General features: G+C 40.0%; 15 protein-coding genes and 1 pseudogene. 9 read left to right on the top strand and 7 right to left on the bottom strand.

Annotated elements, in window-relative coordinates:
• Window positions 1-138 precede the first annotated feature (138 nt).
• The 3 genes from msrA (at window position 139) to M028_RS29715 (ending at window position 2,824) form a co-directional block, all read left to right on the top strand.
• Window positions 139-1,101, top strand: coding sequence for a peptide-methionine (S)-S-oxide reductase MsrA (msrA, locus tag M028_RS0109630; RefSeq protein WP_026573739.1), 963 nt, complete (start codon window positions 139-141; stop codon window positions 1,099-1,101).
• 195 nt (window positions 1,102-1,296) lie between these two features.
• A complete protein-coding gene (locus M028_RS33845) occupies window positions 1,297-1,605 on the top strand; it encodes an NAD(P)-binding protein (RefSeq protein WP_269320926.1) in 309 nt (102 codons plus the stop codon).
• Window positions 1,553-2,824 (top strand): flavin monoamine oxidase family protein, encoded by a 1,272-nt coding sequence (locus M028_RS29715; RefSeq protein WP_269320925.1) that lies wholly within the window; start codon window positions 1,553-1,555, stop codon window positions 2,822-2,824. The genes M028_RS33845 and M028_RS29715 overlap by 53 nt, the downstream gene beginning before the upstream one ends.
• Window positions 2,825-2,918: 94 nt before the next feature.
• Here M028_RS29715 and M028_RS33840 read toward each other — a convergent pair whose 3' ends face one another.
• Both M028_RS33840 and M028_RS0109610 read right to left on the bottom strand, forming a co-directional pair.
• Window positions 2,919-3,050, bottom strand: coding sequence for a hypothetical protein (locus M028_RS33840; RefSeq protein WP_269320924.1), 132 nt, complete (start codon window positions 3,048-3,050; stop codon window positions 2,919-2,921).
• Between the two features lie 96 nt (window positions 3,051-3,146).
• On the bottom strand, window positions 3,147-3,341 hold the full coding sequence (locus M028_RS0109610; RefSeq protein WP_026573738.1) for a hypothetical protein: 195 nt from the start codon (window positions 3,339-3,341) through the stop codon (window positions 3,147-3,149).
• Between the two features lie 145 nt (window positions 3,342-3,486).
• On the opposite strand from M028_RS0109610, the gene M028_RS0109605 reads away from it, so the two are divergent.
• Both M028_RS0109605 and M028_RS0109600 read left to right on the top strand, forming a co-directional pair.
• Complete coding sequence (locus tag M028_RS0109605) at window positions 3,487-4,305, top strand: MBL fold metallo-hydrolase (protein WP_026573737.1); 819 nt, start codon at window positions 3,487-3,489, stop codon at window positions 4,303-4,305.
• Window positions 4,306-4,432: 127 nt separating this feature from the next.
• Complete coding sequence (locus M028_RS0109600; protein ID WP_026573736.1) at window positions 4,433-5,254, top strand: alpha/beta fold hydrolase; 822 nt, start codon at window positions 4,433-4,435, stop codon at window positions 5,252-5,254.
• Window positions 5,255-5,308: 54 nt separating this feature from the next.
• Here M028_RS0109600 and M028_RS0109595 read toward each other — a convergent pair whose 3' ends face one another.
• From M028_RS0109595 to M028_RS29710, 4 genes are all read right to left on the bottom strand, one after another.
• Entirely contained in the window at window positions 5,309-5,590 is a 282-nt protein-coding gene (locus M028_RS0109595) for a YggT family protein (protein WP_419180521.1), read from the bottom strand.
• A 2-nt stretch (window positions 5,591-5,592) separates the two neighbouring features.
• A complete protein-coding gene (locus M028_RS0109590; RefSeq protein ID WP_026573734.1) occupies window positions 5,593-5,796 on the bottom strand; it encodes a hypothetical protein in 204 nt (67 codons plus the stop codon).
• 350 nt (window positions 5,797-6,146) lie between these two features.
• Window positions 6,147-7,421, bottom strand: coding sequence for an L-cysteine desulfidase family protein (locus M028_RS0109580; RefSeq protein WP_026573733.1), 1,275 nt, complete (start codon window positions 7,419-7,421; stop codon window positions 6,147-6,149).
• Between the two features lie 160 nt (window positions 7,422-7,581).
• The gene (locus tag M028_RS29710; protein WP_051590985.1) at window positions 7,582-8,364 is read right to left on the bottom strand and encodes a metal-dependent hydrolase; all 783 of its coding nucleotides are present in this window, start codon (window positions 8,362-8,364) and stop codon (window positions 7,582-7,584) included.
• 201 nt (window positions 8,365-8,565) lie between these two features.
• Between M028_RS29710 and M028_RS0109570 the strand changes: the two genes are divergently transcribed.
• Complete coding sequence (locus tag M028_RS0109570) at window positions 8,566-8,940, top strand: hypothetical protein (RefSeq protein ID WP_026573732.1); 375 nt, start codon at window positions 8,566-8,568, stop codon at window positions 8,938-8,940.
• A gap of 25 nt (window positions 8,941-8,965) precedes the next feature.
• On the opposite strand, the gene M028_RS29705 is transcribed toward M028_RS0109570, so the two are convergent.
• Window positions 8,966-9,952, bottom strand: coding sequence for a DMT family transporter (locus M028_RS29705; protein WP_051590984.1), 987 nt, complete (start codon window positions 9,950-9,952; stop codon window positions 8,966-8,968).
• A 135-nt stretch (window positions 9,953-10,087) separates the two neighbouring features.
• Between M028_RS29705 and M028_RS0109560 the strand changes: the two genes are divergently transcribed.
• The 3 genes and pseudogenes from M028_RS0109560 to M028_RS0109550 all read left to right on the top strand — a co-directional run bounded on the left by M028_RS0109560 (window position 10,088) and on the right by M028_RS0109550 (window position 13,645).
• The gene (locus M028_RS0109560; protein WP_026573731.1) at window positions 10,088-10,537 is read left to right on the top strand and encodes an NUDIX hydrolase; all 450 of its coding nucleotides are present in this window, start codon (window positions 10,088-10,090) and stop codon (window positions 10,535-10,537) included.
• Between the two features lie 1,306 nt (window positions 10,538-11,843).
• Window positions 11,844-12,182: pseudogene (locus tag M028_RS34045) on the top strand (C40 family peptidase); the annotation flags it as partial.
• A 164-nt stretch (window positions 12,183-12,346) separates the two neighbouring features.
• Window positions 12,347-13,645, top strand: coding sequence for a hypothetical protein (locus M028_RS0109550; RefSeq protein ID WP_026573729.1), 1,299 nt, complete (start codon window positions 12,347-12,349; stop codon window positions 13,643-13,645).
• Window positions 13,646-13,675 lie beyond the last annotated feature (30 nt).

Raw genomic sequence — 13,675 nt, 5'->3', positions numbered from 1 at the left:
AGTAATCTGGGTTATGCTGCCACCCTATCTTTTTGTAGCAATCCTTTTCATTGAGTTTAGATGCAATTAAACATTGGTATAAAATAGGGTCACAGGGTCAATTAAGTTCGTACAATTTATGAAGAAGATGGAGGAATGATGGGATTGAAGAATCAATTCGAGCTTGCAACGTTTGCTGGCGGGTGTTTTTGGTGTATGGTTTCGCCGTTTGATGAGCAGCTAGGAATTAGGGAAGTGGTTTCGGGGTATACGGGGGGACATACTGAAAATCCGTCGTATCAAGAGGTGTGTTCTAATACGACAGGTCATTATGAGGCGGTTCAAATTACTTTTGATCCGGTTGTCTTTTCTTATAAAAAGCTACTGGAGCTGTTTTGGCAGCAAATCGATCCGACTGATGCGGAGGGGCAGTTTAATGATCGAGGAACCTCTTATCGGACTGCTATTTTTTACCATAATGAGGACCAAAGACAACAGGCTGAAGCCTCAAAAGCAGAGCTTGCAGCGAGCGGCCGTTTTCAAAAGCCGATTGTTACAGAAATCCTTCCGGCTGGACCTTTTTACAGGGCGGAAGATAAGCACCAGTATTATTATAAAACTTTTCCGTTTCACTATAATCTTTATCGGGAAGGTTCCGGTAGGGCACGGTTTATTCGTGAGAACTGGAAGATGCGCAAAAGTGATGACGAGCTGCGAAGTGAGTTAACGCCGCTTCAGTATGAAGTAACGAGAAAGAATGCAACAGAGCCGCCGTTCCAAAATGAATTCTGGAATCATGATGAAGAAGGCATTTATGTAGATATCATTTCCGGTGAGCCCTTGTTTAGTTCCATGGACAAATATGATGCAGGCTGCGGCTGGCCCAGCTTCACGAAGCCCCCGCGCCGCAATGAGCTGGAGGAAAAGTTTGATACTTCGCATGGTATGCGGAGAATCGAGGTTCGCAGCAAAACATCCGATTCGCATCTTGGCCATGTTTTTGATGATGGGCCGGGTCCAGACAGGGCACGGTATTGCATTAATTCAGCGGCCCTGAGGTTTGTTCCTAAAAGCAAGCTCGAAGATGAGGGGTATGGGCAATTTGCAAAGTTGTTTATATAATCCCTAATCATTTTTCTTATCAGATAAAAGAGTGGTTCCGCCAAAATGGAGGAACCACTCTTTTTTTCATATACATAGCCCTATTTTTAACCAAATTTTAATTTTCTGACCATCTAGCCTACAGCAATTTCACTCCCCTAACATATTTTGTTACAAGAAATTATTGCAGCAAAGTAAAAAGGGGTTGATGTTTATTTGGCACATACACCATTAGCAAGAATGATGAAGATGGCCTTTGTGACAGTTCGTGCTGAAATGGAGAAACAAAGTAATGGACAAGCTATTAGGCAATTACATTGTATTCCAAACCATGGAAAGATCCAAAAAGAACAGCCTTTGAATGTTTATAAGGAAAAACATGATCATCCAAGAATTGTTATTGTAGGAGCAGGCCTGGCGGGTCTCACTTGTGCTTACCGGCTAAAGCAGGCAGGGATTCCTTCTACTATATATGAGGCTACAAATCGGGTGGGCGGGCGCTGCCGAACAAGGAGATTATTTTGAAGAAGGTCAAATTGTCGAGTGTGGCGGCGAGTTAATTGATTCAAATCATAGAGAGATTCAAGCGCTAGCGAAAGAATTAGGATTGGAAATGGATAATTTGATAATGGCAGAATCTAAAGGTACAGAACCAGTTTACTTTTTTGATGGAAAACCGTATACCTTTAAAGAAGCAACTAAAGATTTTTCAGAAATATATCCAAAACTTCAACGGGATCTTAAAGAAGCTGGAGAAACCACAAGATATAATCATTATACGGAGCGTGGCTATGAGCTTGATCAGATGTCAATTGTCGATTATATCAATGAAACGGTTTCCGGAGGCGCCAACTCCAGGTTCGGTCAATTACTAACTATGGCCTATACGATTGAATTTGGAGCAGATGCACATGTACAAAGCGCATTAAATTTACTATATCTATTAGGATATACCGATTCTTATCAAATGTATGGAGACTCTGATGAACGATTTCATATAAGAGGCGGTAATGATCAGCTTCCACTATTATTAGCCCAGAATTTAACCGGACAGATTATATTTAATTCTGAACTGTTAAGAATCGAACAAAATGAAGAAGTAAAGCTTGTTTTTCAAAATAAAGAAAAAGAATGGACTGTTTTGGCTGATAAAGTAATTCTCTGTCTTCCTTTTAATATTTTAAGAAGCATAGATTATGAGAATGCAAGATTTCGGGACTTAAAAATAGTGGCGATTAAAGAACTTGAGATGGGGGTAAATACGAAGCTTCATGCTCAATTTTTCAATCGGTTCTGGTGTGAGCAGAAGAATAACGGTGATACATTATCTGATACTGGTTATCAACAAACGTTCGAATCAACGCGGGCGCAACCTGGGGAATCAGGAATTCTTGTAAATTATACTGGGGGAGGAATCGCTGCTAAGCAGGTTGCTTCAACTGAGGAACGATTAAAGGAAATTACAAAAAACTTTTTGGACAAGCTTGAACCAGTACTTCCAGGCACTATAAGTAGCTGGAATGGCATATCTACAGTTGATCATTGGCTTAGTAACAAATGGTCCAAAGGGTCTTATTCGTTTTGGAAGGTCGGTCAATATACCAAATTTGCCGGAATTGAAGGGGAACGAGAAGGGAATATCTTCTTTGCCGGAGAGCATACATCCATTCATTATCAAGGCTTTTTAAATGGAGCGGTTGAATCAGGTGAAAGGGCTGCCGGAGAAGTGATTGATGAATTATAAAAGGAAAAGAGGTTTAAATAAGAGAGCGGTCCTAAGACATTTGGAACCGCTCTTTATCATTTTTTTAATTGTGCGTAAAAACTTCCACCATTGATTATTCGGCAATCGAATCACCATTTAAAGTCTCCGGCGAAATCGGAAAAGGAAGTAAGTTTATGGTCCAAGTACCTAAAATTCGGTGACATAAAATTCGGTGACAGGCACCGTTCGTGGACAAATGGGACATTTTGTCCTCCTCAGACGGACAGTCGCTTCAATGATCATACAAGTAAAAAGATACCCAAGAAAAGTCTTCGGGTATCTTTGGGGGTGAAGTTTAAAATCAAGCTTCCAATCCTTCTAATAGCAGCTTTTCTTTTTCCACTTCCATTGCTGTTACGATGTAAGCAAATCCGTTCATAAGAAAGTAAATAACGTTCGATTGAACCCGTTCAGTTTCTCCTAAATAAGTATTTATAATGATGATGACGGAATATAAGACAATAAAAAATAAGGCGATTTTATTGAAGATGGCCATTTGCTAACAGCTCCTTTATTTAGGATTCCTTATTGTTATCATATTTATTTAGTGCTGGTCTTATGCAATCCTTAAAATTAAACCTGGTTGATTTGATATAATTGGGGACATAAATGATAAAATTTTTATAAAAGAGGGAGACGCCATGATCCAATTTCAAAATGAATACATAACGGTGTTTCAAAGTGCTTTATTTCAAACAACTTGTACAGTGGTAAAATCAAGGGATTTTATTCTTGTTGTGGACCCAAACTGGCTTCCGCACGAAATCGAGGAAATAAAGCAGCATGTAAATGCGATTAAAGGGGAAAAGGAACTATACCTTCTATTTACGCACGGTGATTTCGACCATATCATTGGCTACAAAGTCTTCCCGGGTGCGAAGGTAATTGGAAGCAAGGGACTAAGGGACCATCCAAATAAGGAACAAAAGGTGTCCTTAATCCAGCAATTTTATAATGAAAATTACATTAAAGCACCTTATCCAATTGTTTTTCCGGAGGAAATCGATATTGTCATCGAAGAAGACGGTCAGAAGTTAGTGATTGGCGTTACCACGATAACCTTCTACCTGTCGCCGGGCCATACACATGACGGATTGTTTACGGTCATTGAGCCGGAGAGCATTTGGATTGCTGGTGATTATCTATCTGATTTCGAGCTGCCGTTTATCTACGACAGTGCAAGGGCATACGAAGCAACACTCCAAAAAGCAGAGCAGATTCTTGAGAAGCATAATGTTGCTGTTATGGTTCCGGGACATGGGCAGGCGACGACAAGTCAAGGGGAAATGAAGCGCAGAATTCAATTATCACAAGATTATCTAGAGAGATTAATTACAGCAGTTATAGAAGAGGACACAAAGGCAATGAGTGCATTGGAAAAAGAAATGCCATTCCCATCAAACTTCACAAAAACCTGCCACAAGGATAATATCGCCATTATTCAGAGGGAATATATATAGCAACTAGCGTCATGTCGCACTAATAAAATTCGACAAAATTCGGGTGGTGCCTGGCACCGCCCGAATTTTGTCACCTTTGGACAACTCCTCCAGTATAATAACGTATCTTTTATTGGAGAGGTGTTAAATGAAATCATGTTTTATTAAAGGGGGATCTGGAACGTCGTTATTTGTGGTGGAAGGTGGAAATCCTCACGGGAAGCCAATCCTTTTTGTCCATGATGTTACGCAAAACCATCTTAGTTGGATTCATCAGTTTCAATCCAAGGAGTTAAATCAATTTCGCTTAATTGCCTTGGATTTACGCGGTCACGGTTTTTCTGAAAAGCCAAAGGAAGGGTATCACAATCAACAAAACTGGGCGGATGACATCCAGTCGATTATTCATGCCTTAAAACTAAACAAGCCATTGCTGGTTGGCTGGTCCTACGGCGGACAGGTTGTTTTGGATTATCTTCAAATTTATGGGGAAGGGGATATTTCTGGTATTAACCTAGTGGATGTAGGAACTTCTTCGGGAATCTCTGGAGGCACCTATTATACTCCAGCCATGCAGGCCATCATTCCGGGTCTCATATCCAAAAAAGCCCTTAATAGTACAAATGCTCTCAAGCAATTTGTAACGCTACTGTTTGCGCAAAACCCAACAATGAACGATTTTTACTTTGTCCTAGGATATAACACAATGGTTCCTCCATATGTTCGTGAAGCAATCATCACAAGATCTGTTTCCTATGATGAACTGCTTCCAACCATTCAACTGCCGGTTCTTCTTATCCACGGTGTAAAGGATAAAATTCTTAATCCGGCACAGTCTATTGAAAACGCACAGATCATACCAAACTCAATTCTTTCCCTCTATGCTTATGCCGGGCATTCTCCCTTTTGGGAGTCAGTGGAAAAATATAATCAAGATCTCAGCGCTTTTGCGGACGGCCGTAAATCGTAATACAAAAGAAGACAGTGAGAGACCTCTAACTGTCTTCTTTGTATTATGGAGATTTTATACCCCGATGAAAGTCAACGAGCGGCGGAGGCCTTCCAGGGCAAATCTACTTAGATAATTAAAAACAAAGAGTGCGATGATAGGCGAAATATCAATCGGACCAAGAGGGGGGATAAACCGCCTGAAAATGCTTAAATATGGTTCAACTAGTTTGCCAATCCATCCGCCAATCTTGGAGGAGTGAAAAGCCGGAAACCAGGAACCGAAAATAGATATTAAGATCAGCCAATAGTATACCTCAAAAAGAGTTTGTCCAAATTGAAAAATGGTTAAGCCCAATTTTAATTCTCCCATCTATAATAAATTTGATGAAATGCTATAACTTGTACGATACATAGGTTTATACGATTATATTCCCATTTGGTTTCAATATTTTCATCTTGTTCATCGTAAAAGGCAACTATTCTCCAGCAAGGTGAAAAAGCTGCCCTTTGAGAGATGATCAGGCAGCTTTCTCTAACATTTTTATCTATAACAGCAATCATTATTCATCTTCCGTATAAGCTTCCGTTGTCGTATCCCTGCAATCCCAGCACTCAGCACGAGTCCTTTCCAAAATTGACAATTCCATTCCACAAGAAATGCAAATATCCATAGTTTCATATGCCCCTTTCCGGTGAGAATGTTTTAAAACATATTTATATATATTCAAAATATTATGAAATATGACATTATGAGCTTGTATAAAAATAAAAACGCCCTGTCCCTATCAAAAATAGGTGATTCGACAAAATTCGGGTGGTGCCTGTCACCACCCGAATTTTGTCGAATGAGGCCATACAAAAAAAGCCAGCAGTAATGCTGACTTTTCACAAAAAGGTTAATTATGATTGATTTATTTCTCGAGCATGAGTTGCAGGATGAGTTGGTCGGTTTGTCGGGTTCCTTCGTTTCCGAGTTTGCAGAAGCTTTCGATGCTTTTTTCTACGTCGTCGTGAATGAAGCCGTCGGTTGATTGGATTGCTTGGTTGTTTAGTGCCAGAAGGGCAGATTGAACGGCGACATTGGAACAGGTTGAGACTTTCATCGCACAGCCTGCCTTCGCCCCGTCACAGATCATTCCCGAAACATTGCCAATCGTATTTTGAATTGCTGCTTTAATTTGGGGAAGGCCGCCATCAAGCAGGTAAACAATCGCTGCGCTTGCTCCCATCCCGGCAGCCGTTACGCCGCATAAGGCGGACAAGCGGCCAAACTTGGATTTGATATGAATCGTAACCAGATGACTAAGGGCGACCGCACGGATCATTTTTTCCTCCGAAACCTTCAGCTTCTCTGCAACCGCAACCACTGGAAGGGTTACCGCAATCCCTTGATTTCCACTCCCCGTATTGGCCATTACCGGAAGGGTGGAACCTGCCATCCTTGCATCAGATCCAGCAGCAGCCAGCGACATAGCAGCAGTCGCTAAATCATCAGATAGATATCCTTTTTTTACATTTTCCTTAATGGTTCGTCCAACATTAAGCCCGTACTCTCCGGAGAGTCCTACAATCCCAATCTTCCGATTTAATTCAATACTCTTTTTTACAAGAACCAGGTCATGAGGATTAACAGTAAGAAGCCAATCATAGATTTCATCAATGGTAAGCTCTTCTAATTCTTCCTCATCGGTTTGAATCCCGATGTTTTCACAGCCGCCAAGGAAAACCGTTTTTCCATCTACCTCGATAAGCGTGATATTACTGTGATTATCAGATATAACCACTTTTGCTGTCTGCTGATCTGTTTGTAAAACTACTTCTATATATAGTCGTTTCGGTGTATCTGCATGTCCGGTTGTAACTTTTCCCGCTTCAATCAGCTTTAATGCAAGCAGCTCATCTTCTGCCCTTAGACCATCAAGAACCTCCAGCTTCTTATCAGGGTCTCCTGCTGCTGCTCCAAGTGCTGCAGCAAAATCAAGACCTTTAGCCGACATCCCTGGAATTCCAACTGATTTGGCGTTCTTTATAATATTTCCGCTCGCATACAGATGAATCTTTTGAATATTGCCCTTTGCATAGCTTTTTGCCGTTGCCGCAGCCAATGCTATCGCAACTGGCTCCGTACAGCCAAGAGCAACCACTAACTCCCTCTCCAAAATCGACAAAATCTTATCCTTCCCCATCCCCGCTCACCCTCCGCTTTCTAAATCAACTTTTCCTAAATTCTATCATACCGGCAATCAAAAGCGATTAGGTATTTATTGGGGGGCGTGGGTGTATTCGACAAAATTCGGGCGGTGCCTGTCACCGCCCGAATTTTGTCGAATATAAAGCACGTCTTTTTTATTTCTCAAATGTGACTTCTTCTCCGTAACTGAGGGGGATGACGGCTGTTTTTGGGTAGTCTTTTAATAGCTTTTCTAGTTCTTTGTCTTTGTCGACCATGAAATCGACTACTGGAAATGCATTGAGTAATTGGGTTAAGGCTTCAGGTGATGCGGCGGTTTCGTTGGTTGGGAAGGTATGGCTCGGTATGACGTAATGAACGTCTAACAGATGTTTTACCGCATAGGCTGCTTCCCTCGGTCCCATTGTAAAGTGCCCGGAAGAGGACAATATTGCAATTTCAGGCTGATACACGTCCTGAATTAACTTCATATCGGACATTAAGGCTGTATCCCCCGAGTGGTAGACGGTAAAATCATTTTTAAAATCAAAAATATAACCGGCCGCTTCTCCCGCATACACAGGAGTACCTTCTGTTTCCCTATAAGAGGAAGTGTGTTTCGCCTGGACCATCGTAACATTCACATCATCAAAGGAAACAGAGCCTCCTAAATTGATTGGCAGTACATTTTTAATCCCTTGCTGTAGAAGAATCAAAGCCAGCTCATATTGTGCAACAATCATCATTTCAGGTTTATGCTCAACGATCTTAGACAACCCGCTCGTATGATCGAAATGTCCGTGAGTTAGAAAAACACAGTCAAAAGATTGATAGAACGCAGCAGTATCCAAATCCGGCGGAAACCCGGGATTTAAATCAAAAAAGGGATCAATCAGATAGTTTTTCCCTTCCTTACTTTTAAAAATATACATAGCATGGCCAAGTCTTTGAATTTTCATCGTGAGACCTCCTATTGGAAATAAGACCAAAACTATTGTATTTTCAGGATGGGTAATTTAGAACCTATGGAACTTTGCGAAACCCTCGCTATGCTTCAATAATCCTTTGAAAAGAATACAAGTTACCTATTTTCTATATAATTTAAATTAAATATGTTAATATTCGTATAAATAAACAAAGAAAATAAGGAGATGTATGTATTGTTCCTTGCAGAACTTCACTCAGAAGAGAGAGAAGCATTTCTTGAATTAGCTAACTTAATTGCCGCAATTGACGGGAATAGATCTATATTTGAAGAAACTATTCTAACTAAATATAAAAAGGAAATGGAACTCGAGGATTATCAATTAAAGGACCTTGCCATCGAGGATATTCTCAAGATATTTAAATCGGAGCGTTCCAAAAATATCGTCTTAGTTGAACTTTTTAAATTAATCTATTCAGATGGAGTGTTTCATCATCAGGAGAGCGAATCTGTCCAAATCATCAAGAAATACTTCGGATTTGATTCGAATGAATTCGCAAGCTTCAAGGATTGGATTATAAAAATTAAAGAATTATCATTTAAAAAATAAAAAAGAGCTTGCCCCAAGCTCTTTTTTATTTGTAAAGGTGCTCCTCAGTCCGCCGCCATTTTTTTAAACCAAACAAGCCCTTTTTCCCTTTCTGATTCACAGCCGTTAAACCTACAGCTACAAGTAGAAGGGCGATAATTGTATTAGCCGTTATATGTTCACCCGGTAGAAACATCACGGATAAAATGGTCCCGGAAACGGGTACAACGAACTTATAAAGAGAAACCTCTCCCGCTTTATTATACTTGAGCAAAGAGGTCCACAAGGCGAAGGCCGCTGCGGATAAAAATACGGCATACCCCAATAGAAGCCATGCATTCACGGTAAATTCAAAAGCGTGGGGTCTAAGATTTGGAACCCCAACCACGAGCATGATCAACGAACCAGTAAACATTTGCCACCCGGTTAAAGCAAACGGATGAAGATTAGCAGACAGACGCTTGGATAAAAAGGTACCGAAAGTACTGGCTAATCCAGAAAGTAGCATAAATCCTTCTCCATAAAACGAAAAATCCAGTGAGGCATCCTGTCCCCAATTTGACAGCACAATACCCCCAAAACCAGTAATCAAACCAAAAACCTTCCGCCAATCCAAGCGGTCATCCTTATAAACAAAATGTGCCAGAAAAACAACGAAAAATACACCGCTGGAGTTTAAAATCGATGCCTTCATTCCCGATGTATGGGCTAATCCATTATAAAAAAAGAAATAACTTAAACTCGTTGTAAACAGCCCTAAACCTACAATGGCTGGCCATTGTCGCCAGTTTACTTTGAGTGCCTTACGATCAACGAAGAGCATGAAAAACAGCAGCAGTAATGACGCCATCATGAAACGGATTCCTGCAAAAACAATTTTTGCCGATAAATCGTCTTCTGCCATGTCAAGCTCATCATAACTTAGTTTTAAAACCGGAAAGGCACTCCCCCATAAAACCGAGCAAAACACGGCAACCACGATAACCCAATATTTATTTGTAAAAAAATGCGTATAGCCCTTTTGCTGGTTCATACTAGTTCACTCCAAAAATTACGTGTCTATTACTCTAGTTAGCCATTATACACGAGACTGAAAGGGCTTGCACTAGTAATTAGTAATAATGGAAAAATGATATGATAGAAATATATTTATTTTTTGGAGGATATTATGGGCTATATAGAGGATTTACGAAAAGTTATCGGCACCCGCGCGATTATTTTAGTAGGCGCAGTTGTGGGCGTGATCAATGAACAAGGGGAAATTCTTTTGCAAAAACGGCCGGAGGGAATCTGGGCGCTTCCGGGCGGGCTCCTGGAATTAGGGGAGTCCGCTGAAGAGGCGGGAAGAAGAGAAGTTTTTGAAGAAACAGGAGTTGAAATTGGTCAGCTTGAGTTGGTAGACGTTTTTTCAGGAAGGCAGTATTTCAGAAAGCTGGAAAATGGCGACGAATTCTATCCAGTTACAATTGTATATACTTCAACTAATATTAAAAGCAGTAACATCAAAGTGGATGGGGTGGAATCGCTTGCTGCTGGATTCTTTCCAATACGTGAATTACCAGATGGGACCAGCCCGTTAGTGCTAAAACTGATTCAAAAACTAAATATAATTCAATAGCGACACCAATAAGCGGGTGACAATTTTATCCAAAACAGGTCAAAATGTCTATATATCGTCAACAACTGTTTTTCTTACTAGGCTAATAGTATTCATGAAAAAATATTCTAACAGATTAAAAAATGTTTACAAATTTGTTACTTAGGTCAAGTTGCTGATGGGGAAAAATAGCGGTAAAACCCCGATATTATAATATTTACCGCTATTTCTATAGTTTGTAATAGAAAGCGTTTACACAACCACATATTCAATAAATTTACTATATTACCACTTTGTGTGGATGTGCATGAGTTTACTTTTCATTATTATATCTATGTATTGATAATGAAAGTAAGGAGTGCTTTAGTTGAAAAAAAATCTAGTAACAGCAGCTGCAACGGCCGGGCTTGTACTTACTGCATTTGGAGCCACTGCCAATGCACAAGAACCTACATACACGGTTCATTCTGGTGATAGTCTTTGGAAAATCTCTCATTTACAAAATGTTTCGATCAATCACTTAAAAGAATGGAACAAACTTTCAAGTGATAAAATATATGTAAATCAAAAATTATCCCTTTCCTACACCGTAAAACCTGGTGATAGTCTATGGAAACTAGCAAGAGAGAATGGTACGACTGTTAGTGAGTTGAAAAACTTGAATGGCTTATCATCGGATTTGATTCGTATTGGCCAGCAATTAAAAATACCAAATTCAAAAACTAGTACTCAAGTTTCTGCACGGGCTACTTCTGTTAACCAAAAATATGTGGTTCAAAAAGGGGACACGCTATCTGAGATTGGAGCTCGTTTTAATCTATCTGTTACACAGGTTAAAACGATCAACCACTTAACATCAGACCGCATTCATGTAGGTCAAACCTTAAGTGTGAGTGGTGCCCAAGCAACATCTGCTTCGTATAAAGTTTCTGAAGTTCCAACAAGAAAAGTTACCAAATCCAAAGCGAAAGCAGCTGTGAAGCGAGTAGAGATTATTAAAAGTGTAGTGGCAAAATCGGAAGCAAAAAATGCGGTAAAACCTACCACGCCTTCAGAGACAAAGGTGGCTCAAAAACCGGCCGTGAAGTCCAGTTCAACCGAGACACAAAAATCTGAAGGAAACACTTATTCAAAAGAGTCTGTTCAACCAGCAGCACCATCGACATCAACAGCTGTCCAACAACCAGTTGAAAAGCCGGAAACAACTACGGTCCAAAAACCAGCTGTGAAGCCAGAAACAAATGTGACCCAAAAACCAGCAGCGAAACCACAAGCAGAGGCTACTCAAAAACCTGCTGTTACTTCCGCATCAAAGGTCCAAGAAGTAATTGCTGAAGCTCAAAAATACATAGGCACACCATACCGCTGGGGTGGAAATACACCTAGTGGTTTTGATTGCAGCGGTTTCACAAAATATGTATTTGATCATGTTGGAATTTCAATCCCTAGAACAACCAGCACACAATGGAGTGCAACTACACCAGTTGGTTCGCCAAGCGTAGGGGACTTAGTCTTTTTTGAAACCTATAAAGCAGGTCCATCACATGTTGGAATCTACTTAGGCAACAATAAATTCATTAGTGCAGCAGACCAAGGTGTTGTTATCTCCGACATGACAGTATCCTATTGGAAAACGAGATACCTAGGTGCAAGGTCACCATATTAAAAATAGCCAAATCTAAATAAATGTTAATTTATAGTACCTGCCTCAAACTGGTATAATGATGAGGACAGGTACTTTTTTTGAATATTTTGGTATCAAAGGTATCAAGGGAATTCAAGATAGAACATAGAATCGATTACGGATCATAAAGGAAGTCGGAATACATAATGTTTAAAATCGGATTAGTCGGCCTAGAAACGTCTATAAAACAGATTTTAGATTTGGCAGAAGAATATAAACAGGAATTGAATTTCATCTCTTTACCTTATGTAGAAGTCGAAGAAGTAGAGAGAATTGTAACAGAACATCATTCCGATGTGCATGCGTGGCTTTTTTCGGGTCCGCTCCCCTATGAAATGGCGAAAAAAACACTGGGAACAGACAAAATAATGGTACATGTTCCAGCTACCGAATCAGGCTTCTTTAAAGCCTTTATCGAGTTAATTCATGAACAAGGGAAAATGATTGAGAAACTAAGCATCGATACGATGGTCGTAAATAATATTAGCGAGGAAGCCTTATCGCAGCTTAATATAAACAAACCAATTGTTTATACAAAAGAGTTTGAGGTAGACATTGATCCGAATGAATTGTTGCAATTCCATTTAGAGTTATGGAATCAAGGGAAAACAGAAGGAGTTTTAACTTGTTTCCCATCCGTTTACGATGCTTTAAGAGAGAAGGGAATCCCTGCCTACCGAATGTCGATGACGTTGATGGAAATACGGCAAACACTTCGAATCCTTTTGGAAAAAGTAAAGACTTCCTACTTTAAAGATAGACAAATTGGCGTTGAAATCATCGAAGTTGAATATTTTAACAGAGTAGCAGAGGAAATGAAAACCCCTTATCATTTACAGTACTTAGAACTCAGACTAAAAGAAATGTTGATTCAACTAGGAGAAAAAATAAATGGGTCTTTTTCTGAGAAGGGGAATGGCCGATACATGATTTTTAGCTCCCGCGGTGCAATTGAACGTGAAATTTCTGCGCTTGAAGAAACCGTTCAAAAATTGGCATTCGAGGCAGAAACGACTGTTGCGGTTGGAATTGGTTTCGGCGAGACAGCTTATGCAGCGGAAATCAATGCGTTTCGTGCCATTCAACATTCTAAGGAAATGAAGAAACACGAGATTGTTATGGTTCAGGATGATGGGAAAATTATCGAATCACCCGGCCAAAACAATGAATTACAATATGAAATCCGTTCCCAAAATGAAATCCTTATTGAAAAATTAAAAAAGGGAAATATCAGCGTTAAAACGTATAAAAAAATCGTTGCCCTCATTCAAAAAATGGGCTGGCATGATTTTACAACCAAAGATTTAGCGGCACATCTTGAGATGACGGAGCGTAATGTGCGCCGTATTGTAACCGATATGTGTGAAGTTGAGTTGGCAAAAAATGTTGGCCAGGAGGCCTATGCCACTCGTGGAAGACCGAGTAAAATATATCGATTGTTATAAGCATCCATCGTTTTGGGTGCTATTTATTTT

The organism is Bacillus sp. UNC438CL73TsuS30 (assembly GCF_000482325.1).
Taxonomy (GTDB): domain Bacteria; phylum Bacillota; class Bacilli; order Bacillales; family Cytobacillaceae; genus Neobacillus.
The sequence above is the reverse complement of the archived record's forward strand: the minus strand, read 5'-3'. Positions and strand labels throughout refer to the sequence as shown.

Bases quoted from the DNA above. Each gene is read 5' to 3' on its own strand.
- M028_RS0109580 (WP_026573733.1), bottom strand. From the start codon at position 7,421: ATGGGGAAGGATAAGATTTTGTCGATTTTGGAGAGGGAGTTAGTGGTT.
- M028_RS0109590 (WP_026573734.1), bottom strand. From the start codon at position 5,796: ATGATTGCTGTTATAGATAAAAATGTTAGAGAAAGCTGCCTGATCATC.
- M028_RS29715 (WP_269320925.1), top strand. From the start codon at position 1,553: ATGAGGCTACAAATCGGGTGGGCGGGCGCTGCCGAACAAGGAGATTAT.
- M028_RS33840 (WP_269320924.1), bottom strand. From the start codon at position 3,050: ATGTCCCATTTGTCCACGAACGGTGCCTGTCACCGAATTTTATGTCAC.
- M028_RS0109550 (WP_026573729.1), top strand. From the start codon at position 12,347: ATGTTTAAAATCGGATTAGTCGGCCTAGAAACGTCTATAAAACAGATT.
- M028_RS29710 (WP_051590985.1), bottom strand. From the start codon at position 8,364: ATGAAAATTCAAAGACTTGGCCATGCTATGTATATTTTTAAAAGTAAG.
- M028_RS0109605 (WP_026573737.1), top strand. From the start codon at position 3,487: ATGATCCAATTTCAAAATGAATACATAACGGTGTTTCAAAGTGCTTTA.
- msrA (WP_026573739.1), top strand. From the start codon at position 139: ATGGGATTGAAGAATCAATTCGAGCTTGCAACGTTTGCTGGCGGGTGT.
- M028_RS0109600 (WP_026573736.1), top strand. From the start codon at position 4,433: ATGAAATCATGTTTTATTAAAGGGGGATCTGGAACGTCGTTATTTGTG.
- M028_RS29705 (WP_051590984.1), bottom strand. From the start codon at position 9,952: ATGAACCAGCAAAAGGGCTATACGCATTTTTTTACAAATAAATATTGG.
- M028_RS0109560 (WP_026573731.1), top strand. From the start codon at position 10,088: ATGGGCTATATAGAGGATTTACGAAAAGTTATCGGCACCCGCGCGATT.
- M028_RS0109610 (WP_026573738.1), bottom strand. From the start codon at position 3,341: ATGGCCATCTTCAATAAAATCGCCTTATTTTTTATTGTCTTATATTCC.